Origin of the sequence: uncultured Parasphingorhabdus sp. (assembly GCF_963677535.2) — a bacterium.
GTDB lineage: Bacteria > Pseudomonadota > Alphaproteobacteria > Sphingomonadales > Sphingomonadaceae > Parasphingorhabdus.
Map to the genome: position 1 here is coordinate 1 of NZ_CAXXUT010000002.1, position 20,488 is coordinate 20,488.

23 protein-coding genes and 1 pseudogene are annotated in these 20,488 nt (G+C 59.2%); 11 read left to right on the forward strand and 13 right to left on the reverse strand.

The window, feature by feature from the left end:
- A pseudogene (gene purT / locus ACHZCJ_RS06830) lies at positions 1-254 on the reverse strand (phosphoribosylglycinamide formyltransferase 2); the annotation flags it as partial.
- A gap of 3 nt (positions 255-257) precedes the next feature.
- Between purT and ACHZCJ_RS06835 the strand changes: the two are divergent.
- The 3 genes from ACHZCJ_RS06835 to ACHZCJ_RS06845 all read left to right on the forward strand — a co-directional run bounded on the left by ACHZCJ_RS06835 (position 258) and on the right by ACHZCJ_RS06845 (position 3,063).
- Positions 258-476 carry a hypothetical protein gene (locus tag ACHZCJ_RS06835; RefSeq protein ID WP_321325034.1) on the forward strand — a complete coding sequence of 73 codons (219 nt, stop codon included), beginning with the start codon at positions 258-260 and terminating at the stop codon, positions 474-476.
- A gap of 278 nt (positions 477-754) precedes the next feature.
- Complete coding sequence (locus ACHZCJ_RS06840) at positions 755-2,926, forward strand: TonB-dependent receptor (RefSeq protein WP_236553902.1); 2,172 nt, start codon at positions 755-757, stop codon at positions 2,924-2,926.
- A 47-nt stretch (positions 2,927-2,973) separates the two neighbouring features.
- Positions 2,974-3,063 carry an entericidin A/B family lipoprotein gene (locus ACHZCJ_RS06845; protein WP_394700063.1) on the forward strand — a complete coding sequence of 30 codons (90 nt, stop codon included), beginning with the start codon at positions 2,974-2,976 and terminating at the stop codon, positions 3,061-3,063.
- Positions 3,064-3,161: 98 nt separating this feature from the next.
- Here ACHZCJ_RS06845 and tatC read toward each other — a convergent pair whose 3' ends face one another.
- The 9 genes from tatC to ACHZCJ_RS06890 form a co-directional block, all read right to left on the reverse strand.
- Positions 3,162-3,938 (reverse strand): twin-arginine translocase subunit TatC, encoded by a 777-nt coding sequence (gene tatC / locus ACHZCJ_RS06850; protein WP_321325038.1) that lies wholly within the window; start codon positions 3,936-3,938, stop codon positions 3,162-3,164.
- 109 nt (positions 3,939-4,047) lie between these two features.
- Positions 4,048-4,425: a Sec-independent protein translocase protein TatB gene (gene tatB, locus ACHZCJ_RS06855; RefSeq protein ID WP_321325040.1), complete on the reverse strand. Its 378-nt coding sequence runs from the start codon at positions 4,423-4,425 to the stop codon at positions 4,048-4,050.
- A 34-nt stretch (positions 4,426-4,459) separates the two neighbouring features.
- Positions 4,460-4,690 (reverse strand): Sec-independent protein translocase subunit TatA, encoded by a 231-nt coding sequence (locus ACHZCJ_RS06860; protein ID WP_159643906.1) that lies wholly within the window; start codon positions 4,688-4,690, stop codon positions 4,460-4,462.
- A gap of 25 nt (positions 4,691-4,715) precedes the next feature.
- On the reverse strand, positions 4,716-5,423 hold the full coding sequence (scpB, locus tag ACHZCJ_RS06865) for an SMC-Scp complex subunit ScpB (protein WP_321325043.1): 708 nt from the start codon (positions 5,421-5,423) through the stop codon (positions 4,716-4,718).
- On the reverse strand, positions 5,416-6,201 hold the full coding sequence (locus ACHZCJ_RS06870; protein WP_321325045.1) for a ScpA family protein: 786 nt from the start codon (positions 6,199-6,201) through the stop codon (positions 5,416-5,418). Before ACHZCJ_RS06870 ends, scpB begins: the two co-directional genes overlap by 8 nt.
- A complete protein-coding gene (gene nagZ / locus ACHZCJ_RS06875; RefSeq protein WP_321325079.1) occupies positions 6,198-7,217 on the reverse strand; it encodes a beta-N-acetylhexosaminidase in 1,020 nt (339 codons plus the stop codon). The genes ACHZCJ_RS06870 and nagZ overlap by 4 nt, the downstream gene beginning before the upstream one ends.
- 111 nt (positions 7,218-7,328) lie before the next feature.
- The gene (locus ACHZCJ_RS06880) at positions 7,329-7,967 is read right to left on the reverse strand and encodes an SPOR domain-containing protein (protein ID WP_321325047.1); all 639 of its coding nucleotides are present in this window, start codon (positions 7,965-7,967) and stop codon (positions 7,329-7,331) included.
- Between the two features lie 27 nt (positions 7,968-7,994).
- The gene (argS, locus tag ACHZCJ_RS06885; protein ID WP_321325080.1) at positions 7,995-9,719 is read right to left on the reverse strand and encodes an arginine--tRNA ligase; all 1,725 of its coding nucleotides are present in this window, start codon (positions 9,717-9,719) and stop codon (positions 7,995-7,997) included.
- A 70-nt stretch (positions 9,720-9,789) separates the two neighbouring features.
- The gene (locus ACHZCJ_RS06890; protein ID WP_321325081.1) at positions 9,790-10,446 is read right to left on the reverse strand and encodes a hypothetical protein; all 657 of its coding nucleotides are present in this window, start codon (positions 10,444-10,446) and stop codon (positions 9,790-9,792) included.
- Positions 10,447-10,608: 162 nt separating this feature from the next.
- Here ACHZCJ_RS06890 and ispH point away from each other — a divergent pair, with 162 nt between their 5' ends.
- Genes ispH through rnhA form a run of 3 tightly spaced genes read left to right on the forward strand, consistent with a single transcriptional unit; the run spans position 10,609 to position 12,985 of the window.
- Entirely contained in the window at positions 10,609-11,568 is a 960-nt protein-coding gene (gene ispH / locus ACHZCJ_RS06895; RefSeq protein WP_321325049.1) for a 4-hydroxy-3-methylbut-2-enyl diphosphate reductase, read from the forward strand.
- Positions 11,568-12,527 (forward strand): homoserine kinase, encoded by a 960-nt coding sequence (gene thrB / locus ACHZCJ_RS06900; protein WP_321325051.1) that lies wholly within the window; start codon positions 11,568-11,570, stop codon positions 12,525-12,527. Before ispH ends, thrB begins: the two co-directional genes overlap by 1 nt.
- Positions 12,524-12,985: a ribonuclease HI gene (gene rnhA, locus ACHZCJ_RS06905; protein ID WP_321325053.1), complete on the forward strand. Its 462-nt coding sequence runs from the start codon at positions 12,524-12,526 to the stop codon at positions 12,983-12,985. The genes thrB and rnhA overlap by 4 nt, the downstream gene beginning before the upstream one ends.
- A gap of 9 nt (positions 12,986-12,994) precedes the next feature.
- On the opposite strand, the gene ACHZCJ_RS06910 is transcribed toward rnhA, so the two are convergent.
- The 3 genes from ACHZCJ_RS06910 to ACHZCJ_RS06920 all read right to left on the reverse strand — a co-directional run bounded on the left by ACHZCJ_RS06910 (position 12,995) and on the right by ACHZCJ_RS06920 (position 15,335).
- Complete coding sequence (locus ACHZCJ_RS06910; RefSeq protein WP_089134585.1) at positions 12,995-13,171, reverse strand: DUF1508 domain-containing protein; 177 nt, start codon at positions 13,169-13,171, stop codon at positions 12,995-12,997.
- Positions 13,172-13,254: 83 nt separating this feature from the next.
- Positions 13,255-14,370 carry an FAD-dependent oxidoreductase gene (locus ACHZCJ_RS06915; RefSeq protein WP_321325056.1) on the reverse strand — a complete coding sequence of 372 codons (1,116 nt, stop codon included), beginning with the start codon at positions 14,368-14,370 and terminating at the stop codon, positions 13,255-13,257.
- Positions 14,367-15,335 (reverse strand): alpha/beta hydrolase, encoded by a 969-nt coding sequence (locus ACHZCJ_RS06920; RefSeq protein ID WP_321325058.1) that lies wholly within the window; start codon positions 15,333-15,335, stop codon positions 14,367-14,369. The genes ACHZCJ_RS06915 and ACHZCJ_RS06920 overlap by 4 nt, the downstream gene beginning before the upstream one ends.
- Positions 15,336-15,428: 93 nt before the next feature.
- On the opposite strand from ACHZCJ_RS06920, the gene ACHZCJ_RS06925 reads away from it, so the two are divergent.
- The 5 genes from ACHZCJ_RS06925 to ACHZCJ_RS06945 all read left to right on the forward strand — a co-directional run bounded on the left by ACHZCJ_RS06925 (position 15,429) and on the right by ACHZCJ_RS06945 (position 20,477).
- A complete protein-coding gene (locus ACHZCJ_RS06925) occupies positions 15,429-15,911 on the forward strand; it encodes a prepilin peptidase (protein ID WP_321325060.1) in 483 nt (160 codons plus the stop codon).
- A 74-nt stretch (positions 15,912-15,985) separates the two neighbouring features.
- Positions 15,986-16,945 (forward strand): Flp pilus assembly protein CpaB, encoded by a 960-nt coding sequence (gene cpaB, locus ACHZCJ_RS06930; protein ID WP_159643926.1) that lies wholly within the window; start codon positions 15,986-15,988, stop codon positions 16,943-16,945.
- The gene (locus ACHZCJ_RS06935) at positions 16,945-18,570 is read left to right on the forward strand and encodes a type II and III secretion system protein family protein (protein WP_321325063.1); all 1,626 of its coding nucleotides are present in this window, start codon (positions 16,945-16,947) and stop codon (positions 18,568-18,570) included. Before cpaB ends, ACHZCJ_RS06935 begins: the two co-directional genes overlap by 1 nt.
- Before the next feature lie 21 nt (positions 18,571-18,591).
- Complete coding sequence (locus ACHZCJ_RS06940) at positions 18,592-19,191, forward strand: CpaD family pilus assembly protein (RefSeq protein WP_159643928.1); 600 nt, start codon at positions 18,592-18,594, stop codon at positions 19,189-19,191.
- Entirely contained in the window at positions 19,191-20,477 is a 1,287-nt protein-coding gene (locus tag ACHZCJ_RS06945; RefSeq protein ID WP_159643930.1) for a pilus assembly protein CpaE, read from the forward strand. Before ACHZCJ_RS06940 ends, ACHZCJ_RS06945 begins: the two co-directional genes overlap by 1 nt.
- Positions 20,478-20,488 lie beyond the last annotated feature (11 nt).

The window sequence follows — 20,488 nt, forward strand, 5'->3', positions numbered from 1 at the left end:
TCGGCCAAAACTTCCGTCCGGATCGCCTCGACCTCCGGAACAATCAGATCGGGCCGGTGCTTCTCGACGGCCGCGCGCAATTCTGCACCGTCGAGCATCGAGAAGATCTCCCGAGCGTCGGCAACCTGCATGGCTGGCGCATTGTCATAGGCATCGCAGGCAATGACATACGCACCAAGCCGCTTGGCCGAGATAACAAATTCCCGGCCCAGTTCGCCGGAGCCGAGGAGAAGGATTTTCTTGGTAAAGGTCATGGGGTGGCCATAGCCAAAGCCAGTGGTCTCGTCATCCTGAACTTGTTTCAGGACCTCCTCCGCCTGATCCAGAATCTGCTGGCAAGAGTGAGAAGAGTCCGCAACAAGTTCAGCATGACGAAAGTGATCTGGCCGCCCCCGCTCGCCATCATCGCTTCCATCCGGCGCTCCATTACCTTTTCCGACACGTCCTCTACATGGGCACTAATATGGCCCGACTAAGACCACCTGTGACCGAACGGGTCTGTCAGCCGCCCGGAACGGTCGCCGCAAGACCGGTCTTCCACCGGACGGACGACTGCGACAGGTGCATATGCTCGCTTGCACCGAAAGCTTCCGGTTGGAGCAAGATCGCTGCCCCGGTATTTTCCCCTTCCGGGCGCCGGCATTTGTTGCAGATTTGCCTCACCCTGCCAGATTCGGATATTTCCTGTTTGATATATTATATCATATCCCCTATCTAGCGGACGATTCCTGTCCCCAAGATATAAGAGATAAATGTGTCACACAGAAAATTCCTGATTTCCGCTGCCATTCTGGCGCTGCCCGCAACTCCTGCCTTTGCCCAGCAGGAAAAGACCGCCGAACAGCGCTCCACCGGCCTCGCCGATGATTTTCACGATGACGATATGATCATCGTTACCGCTCCTTATGTCGACCAGCTCGACATATTGGCCGGCACCTCGGCGCTCTCCGGCGATGATCTTGCAAAAGATTTGCGCGGCCAGATCGGGGACAGCCTGACATCCCTGCCCGGCGTATCGTCGACCAGTTTCGCGCCCGGTGCCTCGCGGCCTGTGTTGCGCGGGTTTCAGGGGCCACGCGTAAAGGTGCTGACCGACGGCATCGGTTCGCTCGACGCATCCAACACTTCGGTGGACCATGCGGTGACCATTGATCCGCTCACTGCCCAGCGGGTCGAGGTTCTGCGCGGCCCTGCGGTCCTGCTCTTCGGCGGCGATGCGATTGGCGGCGCGGTCAATGTCATTGACAAGCGCATTCCCCGCGACGTGCCGGAAGATGCAATCCACGTGGATGCAATCGGCGGATACGGCAGCGCCGCCGATGACTGGAGCCTCGCCGGATCGGTCGACGTCCCGCTGACGTCCAAGCTCGTGATCCATGCGGACGGCAGTTTCCGTGACAGCGGTGATGTTCGGGTTCCCGGATATGTCCTGTCGCCCGAACTGCGCGCAGACCTGCTGGCCGACGCGGCCGAAGAGACCGAGGAAGGTCACCTCGAGGAAGCGGAAGAATTGACCGAAGCCGCCAATCAGCGGGGGCGGATCGAGAATAGCGCCAGCCAGACCTACACCGCCGGTGTTGGCCTGGCCTTTATTGACGACGGCGGCCATCTCGGCGTCTCGCTAAGCTATTATGACTCGGACTATGGCGTCCCGAGCCGACCCGGCACCGAACATGCGCACGGCGAGGAAGAAGAGGATGATCACGATCATGACGACGACGATCATGATGAAGACGAGCATCACGACGAAGAAGCGCCCGTAACAATCGGGCTGGAACAGATCCGGGTCGACCTGCGCGGCGGCGTCAATCTCGGCGGCTTTTTTGAATCGCTGAATTTCCGTGCCGGCTATTCGGACTATGAGCATACCGAGTTTGAAGGCGATGAAATCGGAACCGTTTTCTCGGTATCGGGTATCGAGGCGCGGGCCGAGCTGGTCCAGGCAGACCATGACGGCTGGCGCGGCGTGATCGGGACCCAGGTTCTGGTCCGCGATTTCAACGCCATCGGAGCGGAAGCCTTTGTACCGAAAAACAGTCTGGAAAGCTGGGCCTTGTTCACGGTTCAGGAAGTTGATCTCGGCAATTGGGAAGTGGAAGGCGCAATGCGTTTCGACCAGACCGATATCAGCGCCAACAGCATCAATTTTGAGCGCAGCTTCAACACCTTCTCGGGCGCGCTGGGGCTTGCCTATGCGCCGGATGACAGCGCCTTCAAGGTCGGTGTCAATCTCTCGCGGTCGGAGCGTGCGCCCTCGGCAGAAGAACTGCTTTCCGATGGCCCGCATATCGCCACCCAGGCCTATGAAATCGGCAACCCCGATTTTACCACCGAGAAAAGCTGGGGCGGCGAACTCTATGCCCGCTGGGATAGCGACGATGTCCAGCTGAGCGCGACCGTCTATGCCAATTTCTTCGATGATTATATTTTCGAAGCAGAAACCGCTGCCGAGGAAGACGGTCTGCCGGTCTTCCAATTTTATCAGCAGGACGCGACCTATTATGGCGTCGAGGCGTCTGCCTCGGCGGTGGTCGGTCGGGCTGCCGGCTTTGACTTCATCGTTGATGGCGTAGCCGATTATGTGCACGCCAGAATCAACAATGGCGGCGGTCCGGTACCGCGGATCCCGCCGCTTCGCCTACTCGGCGGAATCGAAGCACAAAGCGGCTCCTTTGACCTGCGTGCGGAAGTCGAATGGGCCGATGGCCAAGATCGCGTCGCGGCTTTTGAAACGCCGACCGACAGCTTTACGATGGTCAACGCCTCTGTTGCATGGCGGCCATTCGGCAAGGAAGGCGGCGTGACATTGCTGGCATCGGCCAATAATATTTTCGACGTCCAGGCCCGTCGTCATGCCTCATTCACTAAAGACTATGTACCTCTGTCCGGTCGTGATATTCGCGTCAGTGCAAAGTTCAGTTTTTAGGATGTTCTAACATGCAGAAAATTACCGCAGCAATCTTGATCTCTACAATGGTGTTGCTCAGTGCCTGTGCCACCGTCAAGGGTGTCGGCAGGGATATCGAGTCGGTTGGCGAAGCCGGCCAGGATGCGATTGATTAAGAAAGCTATTACCGTTCTCCGCACTTGAAGCGGGACCTTGGTGATGACAAGTGATTATCATCCTGGGACCCGCATCATTTGCGGAGCACGACAATGCTCTAGGACGAGACTATTTCCCGCTTCTTCCGCTCGGTGGCCCACATGATGAGCAACGAGACCTCGTAGAGCAGGATCAGTGGAATTCCGAGCATCAACTGCGACACCACATCCGGCGGCGTCAGGATCGCGGCCAACGCAAAGGCGCCGACAATCATATAACGTCTCACGCCCTTCAGCTGCTGCCGGCTGACAATCCCCGCACGGTTGAGCAGCAGAAGCAGCACCGGCAGCTGGAAACAGACGCCGAAGGCGAGAATGAACTGCATCACCAGCGACAGATAGTCGCCCATTGCCGGCAGCGCTTCCTGCTGGAGACCGCCAACCGCCCCCTCGAACCCGAGGAAGAAGCGGAAAGCCGTCGGCATGACGATGAAATAGGCCAGGGACGCGCCCGCCATGAACAACAAGGGCGTCGCGACGAGAAAGGGCAGGAACGCCTTTTTCTCATTGGCATAGAGGCCGGGTGCCACGAAGGCCCATAGCTGGTTGGAGATGATCGGAAAGGCCAGGAAAAAGGCCGCAAAAATCGCCACCTTGATCTCGACGAAAAAGGCTTCGTAGAGCTTGGTGTAGATGATTTTCCCTTCGCCCGCCGGGAACGCATCGGTCAGCGGCTGCACCAATATCCCGAAAATTTCGTCGGCGAAAAATATGCTGACCAGAAAAGCCGCGCCCAGCGCCGCCACCGACCAGAGCAGTCGCTGACGCAACTCGATCAGATGCTCGATCAGCGGCGCCTTGCTCTCGTCGAGATCGGGTTGGCGCTGGTCGTTCATACCAGACCACCGGAAATCAGGCAATCTCGATTGTCCGTGACACATTTGCCAAAGCACCAAGCGGACGGGGAGGAGCCGGTTGGCAGGAACAACCGATCAGAAAGGTCCGTCATCCCTGATTGCCCTCGGTCTTGTTGACAGGAGCCGCCGCACCGGTGTCGGAGCCGGTGTCGGCCTCAGCCTCGGCCTCCGCAGACGGGCCGTCCAGCGGTTCCATAACCGGCTCGTCTACCGCACTTTCATCCGGCAGCGCCGGATGCTCGCGCATGATCCGCTCATTCTCGGACGCCCATTTCTTTTCCATTTCCTGCAGTTCGGCTTCGCGCACCATGGCATCAAGGCCGGTCCGGAAATTGGCCATGATACCGCGGCCCTTGGCCATCCATTTGCCTGCGGTTGACAACGCGCGCGGCAATTCCTTGGGGCCGATGACCACAACGGCAATGATCGCGATAATCGCGATCTCTGATATGGAAAGGTCAAACATATATTATGCGGCCCGCGATCCAGAGGCCGGCAAATCAACCAGCCGTCTTGTCAGCGGTCTTGCTGGTATCGGCTGAAAGATCACCGCTCTTGTTATCGATCTTGGGGGTCGGTTTCGCGGCATTTTCCTCTTCCTCGGTAATGCCCTTCTTGAAAGAGCGAATGCCCTTGCCGACATCGCCCATCATCTCGGAAATCCGGCCACGACCAAATAGAATCAGAACCAGCGCTGCTACAATTAAAATCTGCCAAACACTCGGTTGCATGCGATTTTCTCCTTATCCACCCTATTTAGGCAGTTTCGGTTTGGTTTTCCAGCAAAACACCATCCTGATCCGCAATATCTCGCACAGCGGATTGTTCTTCGGCATTGACCGCCTCCGCCTCGGCTTCCGCTTCCAGCTCCATCTGTTCCAGGGCCATATCGACTGGATCCAGCAAACCCGCGGCTTTCAGATCATCCAGTCCCGGTAGATCGCGGCGGCTTTGCAGACCAAAATGGGTCAGAAATTCTGCCGTCGTCGCATAGATTAGTGGCCGGCCCGGCACCTCGCGGCGGCCCGCCGGACGGACCCAGCCGGCCTCCATCAGCACATCGAGCGTGCCCTTAGCGACCTGCACGCCCCGGATGGATTCGATTTCTGCCCGGCTGACCGGCTCGTGATACGCAATGATGGCCAGCGTCTCCATCCCGGCCCGGCTGAGCTTGCGCAGTTCGGCACGCTCGCGACGGAGCAGATGGGACAGATCGGGAGCGGTCTGGAAATGCCAGCGATCGCCGGTCTTGACGAGGATGATCCCCCGCTCCCGGAAATCATCCTGCAAGTCGGCGAGGATTTGCCGGACGTCCAGCTCTTCTCCGACATAGGTCCTGATCTCGGCAATCGTCATCGGCTTGTCCGAGGCAAATAGCGTCGCCTCGATCGCGCGTTTGCCGATATCCGGTGCATCCGGCTTCTCTTCGATCAGGCTGGTATCTTCGCTGTCAAATTCACCCATTTGTCGTCGCCTTTATCCTGAGCGGTGAGAAGCTCTCTTTCTGTTGCAATTGCAGCTTCCCTTGCCGCGCGAGTTCCAGTGTCGCGAGAAAGCTCGATGCGAGCGCCGATTTGCGCAATTCGGGTGGCGCGCCAGGCGGCAGAAAATGCCGTATGTCCATCCAGTCGATCGCTTCTCCCAGCATCATCGAGACCCGCGCGAGCGCATCTTCCAGCGTCATCACCATGCGCTGCTTGACCACATGGATCGCCGGCGCACCGCGTACTTTCACACGGGAATAGGCCGCGATCAGGTCATAATATTCCGCCTGCCACTGCCGCTCTTTGACCACCCGCAATCCTTCGGGTGCGCCGCGCATGAACACATCGCGGCCAATCCTGTCGCGCGCCAGCAGCCGGGCACCGGCTTCCCGCATAGCATTCAGCCGCTCCAGCCGCATTTGCAGCCGCAAAGCCAGTTCCTCGGGTGATGGATCGATCTCCGGATCCTTGGGAAGCAGCAGACCCGATTTCAAATAGGTCAGCCAGGCTGCCATCACCAGATAGTCTGCGGCCAGTTCCAGCCGCAATGTCTGGGCGCTGGCAATATATTTGAGATATTCCTGCACCAGTTCGAGAATCGATATCTCGCGCAAGTCAACCTTCTGGTTGCGGGCGAGTGCGAGCAACAGATCGAGCGGCCCTTCCCAGCCATCGATATTGAGAGTCAGCGCGCTGTCGTCTGAAGCCGCCGGATCGGCAGGGAAGAAAAAGCCTTCATTTTCTGCCTCTTCGCTCATGCGACTGCCGCCATCAGCCCGTCCCGCCTGGCGAGCAGGCTTGCCAGCTCTTCCTCGGCTCCGGCGACGGACACATCTGCGATTGTCGACATGGCATCGTCTAGCCGCTGCCGCGTTTTGTCCGACATCGGTGACAGGCGTTCGGCAATACCGGTCATGTCGGCCATTTTTGCCCAGCAATTGAGCGCAATATCGCAACCGGCAACCTGCGCCCGCTCGGCCCGATCCGGAACCGTGCCGGACAGGGCTTCCATATCCAGATCATCGGTGAACAGCAGGCCATCAAAGCCGATGCGGTCACGAATGATATCCTGCACTACCGTTTTCGACAATGTCGATGGCGTCTCTGCGTCCCAGGCGGTGAAAAGCAAATGGCCGGTCATGCCCATCGGCGCATTTTTCAGCGTCTGGAACGGGGCAAGATCAAGCGTCAGTTCTTCGTCACTGGCGGTCACCGTTGGCAGGGCCTTGTGCGTATCGACGCTGGTCCGGCCGTGCCCTGGCAAATGCTTGACCACCCCGACCACGCCACCGCGCTGCAAGCCGTCCAGAATAGCCCGACCGAGAGCGGCCACGCGCAGGGGTTCGCTGCCCAGCGCGCGATCACCAATGACATTGTCAGCGTCCGGCTGGCGGACATCGAGCAAGGGATGGCAATCGACGCTGATGCCGACCTCGTTCAGCATGACGGCAATCGCCTGCGCATTGAGCCGCGCCGCCTCGATCGCGGTAGCGGGGGCGATGTCATAGAGCTTGTCGAAAATCTCTCCAGCCGGGAATTGGGGCCAGAGCGGGGGCTGCATTCGCGCCACGCGGCCACCTTCCTGATCGATCAGAATCGCCAGATCATCACGGCCATGGAGCGCGCGCAACTCGTCGGTCAGCGCCCTGAGCTGCGCCTTGCTGCCGATGTTGCGGCCGAACATGATATAGCCCGCAGGATTGCTGTCGCGGAAAAACGCCTTTTCATCGGCGGTCAGGCTCAGCCCCGCAATACCGAATACCGCCGGTGTCATAGCCATGATGATATTTTCTCACGCAACATGTCTTATACTCGCGCCGTTTCGCAGCCGGGTAAAGGTGAAAGCGCCGTTATCCACAGCGCTTCAACCATCAATTGCCAAAAATCAGCGAACGACGAGACAGCTTTCCCCGGCAGCTTTGAGATTGTTGCAGATTTCCTGCGCCGCTTCACGGCTGGGCGCAACCGCGTTCAGGCGGTAAATCGTACCGCCATCCAGCTTGCCGGGAATGATCTTTTTCGGCAGCGAACCGATGGCTTCAAAGCGGCGGGCATAGCCAGCCCAACTGTTGTCGGCGAGGCCAGCGGAACTGAATGCACCGAGCTGGATCAGCGCGCTTCCCGCAGCCTCGGCTGCCGGCCCGGTATCGGCCTTGCGGATTGGCGCTTCGGTGGTCGCGGCATTGCCCAGTTGCGCCGGCGTTTCCTGTCCCTCGCTGGCGGCGAAACTGGCATCGCCCTCGCCTTCAAACTGTTTCGCCTGCGGATCGTCGGGGCGAACCTTGAAATCGCCTTCCTGCGCCGCGATCAGTTCGCCGCTGCCGTCCAGCCCGCCACCATCGCGGTTCTGCAGCCAGTAGATGCCGCCGACAATAGCCGCCAGAAACAACAGGCCCACGCCGACAAATATCGCCACCCGGACCGGAGAATATTCGCCGTCTTCATCATAATCTTCGGCCGATTCCAGCCAGGGCAAACGATCGTCGTCGTCAAGATCGAGATTGTCGCGGGTGATATCTGACATTTTATGCTCCATTAGCCACAGGGCAGATCACATCGATTCTGCGGCCTCTACGCCCATCAATGCAAGACCGTTCTTCACAGTCTGCCCTATATTCTTGGCTAAGAAAAGCCTCGCCGACGTCGTTTCCGGGTCGTTAACCATTATGATCCGCTTGTCAGGCCGGTCATTGCCCAGATTATAATAGCCGTGAAAAGCGGCTGCCAGATCATTGAGATAGAATGCGACTCGGTGCGGCTCGCGCGATGCCGCTGCCGATTCGATGATCCGCGGGAATTGCGCCGCCAGCTTGACGAGTTCCAATTCCTCCTCGCCGAGACGGTCCAGATGCGCAGCGGACGGCACCACGCCGTCTTCAGCCGCCTTGCGCAGCATCGACTGGATCCGGGCATGAGCATATTGCACGTAAAAGACCGGATTGTCGCGCGAGGCTTCCATCACCTTGGCAAAATCAAAGTCCATCTGCGCGTCCGCCTTGCGGGTCAGCATGGTGAACCGCACGGCATCCTTGCCGACTTCAGCGACCATGTCGGCGATAGTGACAAAATTGCCGGACCGTTTCGACATTTTCTCAGGCTCGCCATTGCGCAGCAAGCGGACCATCTGCACCAGCTTGACATCGAATTTGGTCTTGCCGCCGGTCAGGGCCGCGACCGCGGCCTTGATCCGCTTGACGGTGCCACTGTGATCAGCGCCCCAGATGTCGATCAGTTCGTCGGCGCTTTGCGCTTTCTGGAAATGATAAGCGAGATCGCCACCAAAATAGGTCCAGCGTCCGTTGGATTTCTTGATCGGGCGATCCTGGTCGTCGCCAAATTGCGTCGACCGGAACAGCGGCAGTTCGACTGCTTCCCAATCATCAATCACCTTGCCCTTGGGCTGCTCCAGCACCCCGTCATAGACGAGGTCGCGGGAGCGTAGCTCGGCCTCGGCGGCGTCCGCCTTGCCCGCTTCGTGCAATTCTGCCTCGGAGGAAAAAACATCGTGGCGGATACCCAGCATGGCCAGATCGGAACGGATCATGTCCATCATCTTGGCGACCGCCGCCTTGCGGAAGGTCAGCAGCCAGTCGGCTTCCGCAGCATCCTTGTATTTTTCGCCAAACTCGGCGGCCAGAGCCTCGCCCACCGGCTTGAGATAGTCGCCCGGGTAAAGGCCTTCAGGTATCGTGCCGATATCCTCGCCCAGCGCCTCGAGATAACGCAGATGCGCCGAGCGGGCGAGCGTGTCGACCTGCGACCCGGCGTCATTGACATAATACTCGCGGATCACCTTATGCCCGACAGCCTCGAGCAGATCGGCCAGCGCGTCGCCGACCACCGCGCCGCGGCAATGGCCCATGTGCATCGGTCCGGTCGGATTGGCCGAAACATATTCGATATTGACCGTGACACCCCGGCCCTTGTCGGAGCGGCCATATTCCGGTCCCAACTGCTCGATTTCCAGCAGTTCACCGAGCAAGACCGGCGCTGCAACCCGCATGTTGATGAAGCCGGGACCGGCAATATCGACCGACTGCACATCATCCAGCGCGTCCAGCTTCTCCGCAATTTTTCCGGCCAGGTCGCGCGGCTTCATGCCCGCCGCCTTGGACAGGACCATCGCCGCGTTGGTCGACAGGTCACCGTGCGACGGATCGCGCGGCGGCTCCAGCGTGACATTCCCGCGATCAACGCCGGAGGGAAGTATCTCCGCTTCGGTCAGTTCATCCAATATCGCATCAATATGCTTCTGAAAAATATGGAACAGCATGATTGGTTCAGTTCGTCACAGGAAAAGGGGCCCGACAGGATCAGGCACGGTTGGTTGGCAATTCAGGCGACCCTTATCGGGTTGCGTTATACTGTAGCTGCGCCTGGCTCAGTTGAAAACCGACCAGCAGTTCGAACGAGGATCGCGCGACTGCAGCCTTGATTGTCGGATCGGCGAGCGGATCGAGCGCCGCGTCGGGATCACCGGCCTTACGGCGGCGGGTCAGGCGTTCGATCACCTCGTCCGGCAGGCGCGCGGCAGAAGCGTCGACATAGGCACCCGCCTTGGCGGAAGCCGTCGCCCGATAGGCGCCATCGGCAAATTGCAGGGTCACGTTGCCGACCCGCTTGGCAACCACAGCGGTGCCGCCTTGGACGACCGTCGAGAAATAGGGAATGGTAACCGTACGGGCGCCGGCCGGATTGGTCCGCGACGCGTGGACATCAAAGGCCGCTTCGCTGTAAATCCGGGCGCTTTCACTGTTGCAGGTGGAGCGGACATTGGTGATATAGGCGACCACGTCGATGGCGCTGGCATCGGTGCTGCTGGCCGGGTTGAAGATGGTGATGTCGCCGGTGTGATCAGGCACCGCAACCGCCGGACAACCGCTGCGGATTACCGAAATACCGACGCCCGAGCTAAGGTCGATTGCGCCTTCCCGCGCACATCCGGTGACCGCCAGAACCGCGACCCCTGCCAAAACCATTTTTTTCAACCGGCCATTCGCCATCATTTTCAATCCTTGCCTTTGATCACGGGCTACACACATAGGTTCCATGCGCGCCGATAAAAATTTCGCAACCCTTATCTGGGCCTTTAATGCGGTGCAACCGTCCAGAAGATGAACAGACGGGCTTTTCGCCGGTGAACTTATTCCCTAAGAGCTGAGACCATGATTGATTCCGATAAGCAGAAACGGCAGATTGACTTGCTTGTGGCCGCACCACGCGGCTTTTGCGCAGGTGTCGACAGGGCGATAAAAATCGTTGAACTGGCGATAAAAAAATATGGCGCGCCGGTCTATGTCCGGCACGAAATCGTGCATAACCGCTATGTTGTCGACGAATTAAAGAAACTGGGCGCGATATTTGTCGAGGAACTGGACGAGGTTCCGGACGGCGTTCCGGTGGTCTTTTCTGCCCATGGCGTGCCCAAGGCGGTCCCGCACAAGGCCGAGGAACGCGGGCTGGAATATCTCGATGCGACTTGCCCGCTGGTCTCCAAAGTCCATCGGCAGGCAGAACGGCAGACCGAGGCGGGACGCCATATCATTTTTGTCGGTCATGCCAATCACCCCGAGGTCATCGGCACCTTCGGCCAGGTTGATGAAGGCCGGATGACGCTGGTCGAAACGCTGGCCGATGTCGAAGCCTTGAACCCCGAGGATCCCGAAGCGCTGGCCTTCCTGACCCAGACCACCTTGTCGGTCGATGATACCCACGCGATCGTCGAGGCGTTGCAACGCCGCTTTCCCAATATTGTCGGTCCGAAAGGCGAAGATATCTGCTATGCCACCTCCAATCGTCAGGATGCGGTGAAAAAGATTTCCGAAACCTGCGAGCTGGTTCTCGTGATTGGCGCACCCAACAGCTCGAACAGCCTGCGTCTGGTCGAAGTTGCCGAACGCGGCGGCGCTATCGCCAAACTGATCCAGCGGGCCGATGAAATCGACCTCGCGTGGCTGGATGGCGTCACCACCCTGGGCCTGACCGCCGGGGCCTCGGCACCGGAAATACTGGTTCGGGAAGTCGTCACCTTGCTCGAAGACCATTTTGAGATCAATGAAGAGAAAGTCCGCACCACTGACGAGAATATGGTCTTCAAGCTGCCACGCGGTCTAGAAGCGGCCTGATGGCAGTCTATACGAAGGTTAGCGCAGAAGAAATCGACCGGTTTCTCTCGCGTTTCGACGTTGGCACGCTGGTTTCCGCCAAAGGGATTGCCGAGGGCGTCGAGAACAGCAATTATCTGCTGGAAACAACGCAGGGCAAATTCATCCTGACGCTCTATGAAAAGCGCGTCGATCCTGCCGACCTGCCCTTTTTCATTGCCCTGCTCGACCATCTTGCCCGAGCCGGCTGTCTGGTGCCGCCGATGATCGCGGATCGCGAGGGCACCAAGATCCAGCAATTGTGCGGGCGCAGCGCCTGTCTCATCACCTTCCTGCCCGGCGTATCGGTCAGCCACCCGACCCCGGACCAGGCCAGGGCAACCGGCCGGGCGCTGGGAGACATGCACCGCGCACTGGAAAATTTCGTGCCGGAGCGCCGCAACAGTATGGATCACGAAGGCTGGCGGGCGCTGGCCGACCAATGTGGTCCTGCGCAACTCGATGATATCGCACCCGGTTTGGCCGAGGCGATCGCGCAGGAACTCGACCATCTCGACCAATATTGGCCGGATGATCTACCGCGCTCGGCCATTCATGCCGACCTGTTCCCCGACAATGTGTTGATGCTGGAAGACCGGGTGACCGGACTGATCGACTTCTATTTCTCCTGCACCGATATCCGCGCCTATGATCTCGCGGTTACCCATGCCGCCTGGTGCTTTTCCGATGACGGTACCGAATTTTACGCGCCGATATCCCGCGCCCTGCTGGAGGGCTATGGTTCGGCCTTCCCGCTCAGCGAAGCCGAACGCCGGGCGCTGCCGCTGCTGGCCCGCGGTGCGGCCCTGCGCTTTCTGCTGACCCGGGCCTATGACTGGATCAACACCCCGGCCGACGCGATGGTGACACGCAAGGACCCGCAGGCCTTTCTCAACCGGCTGCAACATTACCAGAATCACGAGGATATTTTTACCGCATGACCGAACCGAAAATTGTCGAGATCGCCACCGATGGCGCTTGCAAGGGCAATCCCGGCCCGGGTGGCTGGGGTGCGCTGATCCGGCACGGTGACAAGGAAAAGGAAATTTCCGGCGGCGAGCCGGATACGACCAACAACCGGATGGAATTGCGCGCCGCGATCGAGGCGCTCAACGCGCTGAAGCGGCCGTGCAAGGTCAAGCTCTCGATCGACAGCACCTATGTCAAAGACGGCATTACCAAATGGATTTTCGGCTGGCAGAAAAACGGCTGGCGGACCGCGGCTCGCAAGCCGGTCAAGAATGCCGATCTCTGGCAGGATCTGCTAAAGGCGGTCGAGCCGCACCAGATCGAATGGAACTGGGTCAAGGGCCATGCCGGTGACGCCGACAACGAGCGCGCCGACCAGTTGGCGAGCGACGCTGCCATGAACGTCGCTGCCTATCGCCGCGGATTTTAAGCCAAGAGTCTAGCTATTGTCTTCAATCTCGGCATTCGGTCCGTTTTTCAGAATCGAGCTGATCGCGTTTTTTGCGCTGGCCTTGCTGGAATAGCCCTCGGTCGAGAAGATGACTTCGCTATTATATTTGAAGCGAACGCGAAACTCGCCCTTCTTGTCTTTCCAGATTTCAAACTTGTGCGCCATTGCTGTCATCTCCTTCGGTTGAAGGCTGAACTATTGCGCAATCCGCCGGCCCGCGCAACCGGGCCGATGTAAAACGATGTTTCCTAGAAAAAACGGGATGCCGCATACCGGCTGGCATCAACAGCGCGCAGACTTTCATCGGCGGTCTGGTCCAGCAGCAGTGAGCCGGCCAGTTTGGCTGCAGCGGGGGCCGTCTGGATTCCGAAGCCGCCCTGCCCCGCGAACCAGAAAAAATCTTCGGCAGTCGAATCGAAACCGATGACCGGCAGCCGGTCCGGAGCAAAGCTCCGCAAGCCCGCCCATTTCCGGCTGACCCGCTTAATGTCCACATCCATTACCTTTTCAAAACGGTCGATGGCGGTTGCAACACTCAGTTCGTCCGGCGCCACATCACCGGGCAGCGACGGTATTTCGTCATGCGGGCTGAGCCAATAGGCCCCGCCGGCCTCCGGTTTGAAGTAAAAGCTGCCATCCAGCCCGACGACCAGCGGCATCGCCTGTGAGGAAGGCGGATCGGTTTCGATCTGCACCATATTGCGGATCAGCGGCTGGATGCCGACCGGAGTAACGCCAGCCATCCGCGCGATAGTATCAGCCCAGGCACCGGCGGCGTTGACCAACAGGACTGCGCGGCAACTATGGTCGCCAGCGGTCAACTCCCATAGGCCGTCCTTTTTCGTGATCGCGCTGACCGGCGCCCGGCAGATCAGCTTGACGCCCTTGCGGCTGGCACTTCTGAGATAGGCCGCATGCAGCGCCGCTACATCGATATCGCGGCAATCCGGTTCATAGACAGCATGTTGCCAGGCCGGCTTCAGATCGGGAACCAGGGCAGCAGTCTGCTCCCGCGACCAGCGCTCCATTCGGACGCCGCTGTCGGCAAAATCAGCCAGAAACTGCTCGGCCAGATGCTGCTCGTCATCGCGACCGATATTCACTGCACCGCGCGGGCCGAGAAAGGGCGTTTCCGAAAAATCCTCCGGCGGCGTTTCCAGAAAGGCGCGCGAAGCGGATGTCAGCGGCTGAACCAGCGGCCCGCCATAGCTTTCGGTCCAGAAAGCGGCCGAGCGACCGGTCGAATGATAGCCGGGATGGTCCTCCGCCTCGAGCAGCAGAACCGAACGATCCGCTCCGATTTCGGCGGCTATGCTGGCACCGGCAATGCCGGCTCCGATTATAATAACGTCATATTGCTTCATGTTTTTGGGGTTACCCGGTCGAGAAAGGAAAAACAGCTGGCGAGCGCGTCGTTGCGCACCTGATCAACTTCACGGAAAATTTCATGCGCGGCTTCCGCGCCATAAAGTTTCAGTTCGGCCCGCGGTATCAGATGCACCGCCCGCTCTATGGTTGGATGATCGACCAGTTCATCGGTCGATGTTGCCAGCACCAGAACCGGCAAGTCCATCTGCATCAGCCGATTGCGATGGCGCAACTGACGGGTCGAGGAATAGGCACGTTCGACCCAGCGCCAGCTCGCCGGCCCGAGCCGCACGTAGGGACGCTCGCGGAACCAGAAAAATTCGTCCGCATAGCGGTCCGCATCATGGGTCAGCAGAGCCTGCCGCGGGACATAGGGCTCCAGCGGATTTTCGATCGGCTTCCAGGCCCGCCGCGCGCCGCGGCCTATCATGCACATGATTTTTGCCGCCAGCTGCGCGGCCCATTCCGGCATACCGCCGCCAGCCGGCGCGAGCATTGGCGCGCTTAAAATCGCCGCATCGGGCCGGATCCGCTGTTCGGTCATCGCCCGCAAGACAATATGTCCGCCCATGCTGTGACCGACGACGATATGCGGCCCGGGGTGGCTGGCGCGCCATGCACCGAACAGCGCCTCCAGATCCCCGACCCATGTCGCGAAATCGTCGATATGCCCGACATGCGGGTGCGGCCCGCATCGCCCCGATCCGCCCTGCCCGCGCCAGTCGACCGAAGTAACATTCCAGCCGCGCGCGTGAAAATCATGGAAGGTTTCAAGATATTTTTCGTAAAAATCGGCCCGCCCGGTCATGAACAGGACCGATCCTCTCGCCTCTTGCTGCCGCACATCCTGCAACCAGTCGAACTTGCGGAATTGCCAACCGTCCGGACCGCTCCATGTCCCTTCTGTTGCATCGGCCGGGACCGACCGGCGATCAAAGCGCTGCTCTTTCAAGTCTGTCATATCACGCTTTATCGTTGTCACAGGGTCGGAAAGAAACCGTTCGAAAAATCATGGTTACTATTTGGTAAGGCAAATTCACTAGACGGTCTGCCCATGGATAGCGAAACTTTCATCTACTTGCTCTGGGGCGGATTGGCAATTGCACTGATTGCAGCGGCCGTTACGGATCTCAAAAGCCGCCATATCTCCAACTGGCTGAACCTGGGCATAGCCCTCGGCGCACCGATATTCTGGATAGCCAGCGGTATGACCATCTGGCCGGAGATGATCGCGCAAATAGGCCTGGCTGCTGTCATATTCACCATATTTGCCGCCATGTTCGCGGTCGGCGCGATGGGTGGAGGCGACGTCAAACTGCTGACCGCCCTGTCCCTGTGGATGCACTGGCTGACATTTCTGGAACTGCTGGTGATCATGTCGATCGCAGGCGGCCTGCTGACTTTGTTAATGATGATCAGCAAGACAATCCGAAAGACCGAAGGCCCAATAAAGGTTCCCTACGGGGTCGCGATCGCATTTTCCGGGCTCTGGATGATCTGGGGCATCACGGGACATAGTTCACAAACGATATTTTAACCATTTTACTCGAAAGAGGCAATGACCGCCAATGGAACCAATCGGGCGGGGGCATTCAGGAGGCGTTAGACGTCATGGACAAGAAGAAAATCATTTTGCTGGTTGGCGCACTGATCGTAGCTGCGGTTACGGCATTGCTCGCGAAGAATATGTTTGATGGTGCCTCCGCGCCGCAAGTTGCTGCGAAGAAGGCCGAAGTTCTTGGCGAGGAAATTCTCGTCGCAACCCGCGCCCTGCCGGTTGGCACAATCATCACGCCCGACAGTTTCCGTTTCCAGCCATGGCCGAAGGATCTGGTCGAGGAAGCCTATTTCATGAAGGAAGGCACGGACGTAGAGACGCTCGCCGGCACGGTTGTCCGCAATCCGGTTACCGCCGGCCAGCCGCTTACCAAGGGCGCACTGGTGGCACCGGGTGATCGCGGCTTCCTTGCTGCAGCCCTCGGCCCCGGCATGCGCGCCGTCACTATTCCGGTATCGGGACTGACCGGCGTTGCAGGCTTTGTATTTCCGGGCGACCGGGTCGACCTGATGCTGACCCAGTCGGTCCAGGGAGAAGGCCCCGAGCTGAAGGTTTCCGAAACCGTGATCCGCAATCTGCGCGTATTGGCCACCGACAACCGCGTAACCGCAACCACGAATGAAGCCGGACAGCAGGTCGCCAAAAAGGCCAAGCTCGTCACGCTCGAGGCCACGCCGAAAATTGCCGAGCAGATTTCGGTCGCCCAGACTCTCGGAACGTTGAGCCTGTCGCTGCGTTCGCTTGCCGACAGCGCCGCCGAACTCGAGGAAGCCATTGCTTCCGGTGCGATCAAGCTGCCCAAAACCGATGATCCGGTTGCCGAGGCCGACATGATCCGCTCGCTGGCTGCGCGTCCAACCAGCACGAAATCCAGCTTCTCGACCGGCGGAGACGTGTCGCGCTTTGAAACGCGCTCGCCACCACCACTGGCCGAGAAGGAAAAACCCAAAGGTCCGGTAGTCCGCGTAGCACGCGGCAACACGGTCAATGATATCGAATTTGGAGACAAATAATGGCCGTAGTATCTGCACAGCCTGGACGCCCGGCGAAAAAGGCAATCGGCATGTCCGTTGTTGCCGCCCTCGCCATGGCTCTGGTTGCCAACAGCACCACTGCACTTAACGCCCAGTCGGTCAATGTATCCCAGCCGAGTTCCCGGATCACCTTATCGGTCGGCCGTGGCAAGCTGATCACCCTGCCCGCTTCGATCGAAGATATTTTCATTGCGGAAAATGCGATTGCCGACGTTCAGGTTCGCTCGCCGCGCCAGATCTATATTTTCGGCAAAAAAGGCGGCCAGACGAGCTTTTACGCAACCAGCGCGTCCGGAAAGGTTATCTATTCGGCTGAAGTCTCCGTCGGCGCGGAAATATCCTCAATCGACCAGATGCTGAATCTGGCCATGCCGGATGCCAATATCGCGGTCAGCACGACCAACAATTTCGTACTGCTCACCGGCACTATCGCCGATCCGGATGATGCGGAAGAAGCAGAGAATCTGGTTCAGGCCTTTGTCGGCGATACCACCCGGGTGGTCAGCCGCCTGAAAACAGCGACACCGATGCAGGTCAACCTGAAAGTCCGCTTTGCCGAAGTCAGTCGTTCGCTGGCCAAGGAAATCAACGGCAATCTGTTGACCCGTGACACCACTGGCGGCTTCCAGTTCGGTGTATCCCGTGGGCGCGACTTCGGTTCGATCACAGATTTCGACACGTCGTCCTTTCCGAGCCTGGACGCATCCAGCCTGTTTGGCTTGCCCGCGGGTTCTGTCTCGCTGCCGTTCAACACCGCGACCGGCCAGTTCGTGACGGCCGGTGGAACCGCTTTCAACTATAATACCGGTTCAGAGCTCAACACCATACAGGCCGCAGGCCGCCTGTTCGGCATTGACATCGCGACCGCTCTGGACGTGTCCGAACGTGTTGGCCTGGTCAGCACTCTGGCGTCGCCGAATCTGACCGCCATATCGGGCGAGACTGCGACATTCTTGGCGGGCGGCGAGTTCCCCATCCCGATTTCAACCGGTCTGGGCGAGGTTTCCGTCCAGTATAAGAATTACGGTGTCAGCCTGTCCTATACGCCGACCGTGCTTTCCAACGGCCGGATCTCGATCCGCGTGGCACCGGAAGTATCGGAAATCACCACCAATGGTGCCGTGATCATCAATGGTTTCAGCATTCCGGCGGTTTCGACCCGGCGGGCAGAAACCACGGTCGAACTGGGATCGGGCGAAAGCTTCATGATCGCCGGCCTTATGCAGAACAGCTACAACTCGGCAATCGCAAAAACCCCTGGTCTGGCCGATGTTCCCATTCTCGGCGCGTTGTTCAAGTCGGATGGCTATAGCCGCAACGAAACAGAGCTGATGATTGTGGTCACCCCTTATCTGGTCAAGCCGGTGAGTGACAACGAGATCGTTTTGCCGACCGACGGCTTCAAGGCTGCCAATGATGCGGAACGGTTCCTGATGAACCGCAACCATTCCGGCACCGGCGGCGAGCGTCCCAAGCCGACTGTGGCTCCAGCCACGCCGGACAGCCAGAGCTTTGGCAGTCTGCAGACTCCGGCTCCGGTCCAGTCAGCCAAAAAATCCGGGAATTCGGGCAGCAGCGCTCCCGGTTTCAGTTTCGATAAATAAGCCCGATCAGGAGAACAGATCATGCGCATCGTTTCAATGGCACTCATCACCGCTCTCGGGCTCTCGGTTACCGCTTGCGGCAGCACCACCGCGAACCGGAGCGTCTACAGCGAACGCCAGCCGGTGGTTTCCAAAGCGAATTTCGTACTGGACCTGAATGCCGGGAGTGGCGGCCTGTCTTCTGCGGAGCAAAACCGTCTGTCCGGCTGGTTCGACGCGCTCGAACTGGGCTATGGTGACCGGGTGTCGATCGACGACCCGGGCTATGCGGCCAGCCCGGTCGCCAAGGCGGCGGTCGAGAATATCGTCGCGGGCTACGGCTTGCTCATCAGCGAGAACGCACCGGTTACCGAAGGCCATGTTCCTGCCGGCCTGATGCGGGTCGTTGTGACGCGCACCAAGGCCTCGGTGCCGGGATGCCCCGATTTCAGCTATCGCAGCCACACCGATTTTCAGGTGCGGACCAGCGAAAATTACGGTTGCGGAACAAACAGCACGCTTTCTGCGATGATTGCCAATCCGGAAGATCTGGTCCGCGGCCAGACGGCCGATGGCGAGGATCAGTCGCGGGCTTCGAAGGCCATCCGGGCCTATCGTGACAAGAATGTTGGAGGACAATAATGAACGCTCCCTGGAAACCTGGCTCGGTCAACGGCCGTGAACCATTTGCCGCTTTTGTCTGCGATGATGACACGCTCGAAATACTCCGGCCGGTGGCCGAAGAAATGGGCTGGCCGATCGACAAATGCAGCAAGGGTGGTCTGCGCAATGCGATCCAGACACTCTCTGTTTCCGCCAGCCCCAATATCCTGCTGGTGGATCTGTCGGAATCCGGCGATCCGCTGAACGATATCAATTCGCTGGCCGAGGTCTGCGAACCCGGCACCGTGGTGGTAGCCATGGGCCAGGTCAACGACGTGCGTCTCTATCGCGACCTGATCGTCAGCGGTCTGCAGGACTATCTTTTGAAACCGTTCAGCCCGGATCAGCTGCGTGACGTATTGGCCCAGGCCCAAGCGGTCCTCAACGCGCCGAAGGTTGACGATCAGCAGGCAGAAAAGCCGCATATTTCAACCGCCGTCATCGGCACCCGTGGCGGCGTCGGCGCGTCGACCATCGCCACGTCGCTGGCCTGGCTGCTCAGCCATGACCGGGAGCGGCTGACCGCATTGCTCGATCTGGATGTCCATTTCGGCACCGGCGCGCTGTCGCTGGACCTGGAGCCCGGCCGCGGCCTGACCGATGCGATCGACAATCCGAGCCGGATCGATGGCCTGTTCATCGAACGGGCGATGATCAAGGCCAATGAGAAACTGTCGCTGCTATCCGCAGAGGCACCGATCAATTCACCGATCCTGACCGACGGCACCGCCTTCTTCCAGCTACAGGAAGAATTCCGCGCCGCCTTCGACTGCACGGTGATTGACCTGCCGCGCGACATGCTGATCAACTATCCTCATCTTCTCGGTGATGTAAATGCTACCGTGATCGTCACGGAACTGACGCTCGCTTCGGCGCGCGACTGCATTCGCTTGCTGTCCTGGCTGAAGTCCCACGCCGCGCAGAGCAAGGTCTATGTCGTGGCCAACAAGGTACAGACGGCCAATCTGGAAATCAGCCGGCAGGACTTCGAAAGCTCCATCGAGCGCAAGATTGATATCATGATACCGCATGATGCCAAGACCGCTGCGCAGGCGGCCAAACTGGGTCAGGCCATGGTCGAGGCCGGCAAAGCGAGCAAGGCCTCGGCAAAAATCGTCGAACTGACCAGTCTGGTTCTCGGCTCCGTAAGCGGTGGTGAAGACCCGGAAGAGGCAGGCAGCAAAAAATCGTTTATGAATAAATTTGGCGATTTCAAATCACTTCTGCCGTCAAAAAAAGCCAAGGAAGAAACTCCTGAAGCCTGAACCAGGCGGCA

What these genes read in the sequence shown, in the direction of transcription:
- ACHZCJ_RS06845 (WP_394700063.1), top strand. Translation starts at nt 2,974, where the DNA reads ATGGTGTTGCTCAGTGCCTGTGCCACCGTCAAGGGTGTCGGCAGGGAT.
- tatC (WP_321325038.1), bottom strand. Translation starts at nt 3,938, where the DNA reads ATGAACGACCAGCGCCAACCCGATCTCGACGAGAGCAAGGCGCCGCTG.
- tatB (WP_321325040.1), bottom strand. Translation starts at nt 4,425, where the DNA reads ATGTTTGACCTTTCCATATCAGAGATCGCGATTATCGCGATCATTGCC.
- ACHZCJ_RS06860 (WP_159643906.1), bottom strand. Translation starts at nt 4,690, where the DNA reads ATGCAACCGAGTGTTTGGCAGATTTTAATTGTAGCAGCGCTGGTTCTG.
- scpB (WP_321325043.1), bottom strand. Translation starts at nt 5,423, where the DNA reads ATGGGTGAATTTGACAGCGAAGATACCAGCCTGATCGAAGAGAAGCCG.
- ACHZCJ_RS06870 (WP_321325045.1), bottom strand. Translation starts at nt 6,201, where the DNA reads ATGAGCGAAGAGGCAGAAAATGAAGGCTTTTTCTTCCCTGCCGATCCG.
- nagZ (WP_321325079.1), bottom strand. Translation starts at nt 7,217, where the DNA reads ATGACACCGGCGGTATTCGGTATTGCGGGGCTGAGCCTGACCGCCGAT.
- ACHZCJ_RS06880 (WP_321325047.1), bottom strand. Translation starts at nt 7,967, where the DNA reads ATGTCAGATATCACCCGCGACAATCTCGATCTTGACGACGACGATCGT.
- ACHZCJ_RS06890 (WP_321325081.1), bottom strand. Translation starts at nt 10,446, where the DNA reads ATGGCGAATGGCCGGTTGAAAAAAATGGTTTTGGCAGGGGTCGCGGTT.
- ispH (WP_321325049.1), top strand. Translation starts at nt 10,609, where the DNA reads ATGATTGATTCCGATAAGCAGAAACGGCAGATTGACTTGCTTGTGGCC.
- thrB (WP_321325051.1), top strand. Translation starts at nt 11,568, where the DNA reads ATGGCAGTCTATACGAAGGTTAGCGCAGAAGAAATCGACCGGTTTCTC.
- rnhA (WP_321325053.1), top strand. Translation starts at nt 12,524, where the DNA reads ATGACCGAACCGAAAATTGTCGAGATCGCCACCGATGGCGCTTGCAAG.
- ACHZCJ_RS06910 (WP_089134585.1), bottom strand. Translation starts at nt 13,171, where the DNA reads ATGGCGCACAAGTTTGAAATCTGGAAAGACAAGAAGGGCGAGTTTCGC.
- ACHZCJ_RS06915 (WP_321325056.1), bottom strand. Translation starts at nt 14,370, where the DNA reads ATGAAGCAATATGACGTTATTATAATCGGAGCCGGCATTGCCGGTGCC.
- ACHZCJ_RS06920 (WP_321325058.1), bottom strand. Translation starts at nt 15,335, where the DNA reads ATGACAGACTTGAAAGAGCAGCGCTTTGATCGCCGGTCGGTCCCGGCC.
- ACHZCJ_RS06925 (WP_321325060.1), top strand. Translation starts at nt 15,429, where the DNA reads ATGGATAGCGAAACTTTCATCTACTTGCTCTGGGGCGGATTGGCAATT.
- cpaB (WP_159643926.1), top strand. Translation starts at nt 15,986, where the DNA reads ATGGACAAGAAGAAAATCATTTTGCTGGTTGGCGCACTGATCGTAGCT.
- ACHZCJ_RS06935 (WP_321325063.1), top strand. Translation starts at nt 16,945, where the DNA reads ATGGCCGTAGTATCTGCACAGCCTGGACGCCCGGCGAAAAAGGCAATC.
- ACHZCJ_RS06940 (WP_159643928.1), top strand. Translation starts at nt 18,592, where the DNA reads ATGCGCATCGTTTCAATGGCACTCATCACCGCTCTCGGGCTCTCGGTT.
- ACHZCJ_RS06945 (WP_159643930.1), top strand. Translation starts at nt 19,191, where the DNA reads ATGAACGCTCCCTGGAAACCTGGCTCGGTCAACGGCCGTGAACCATTT.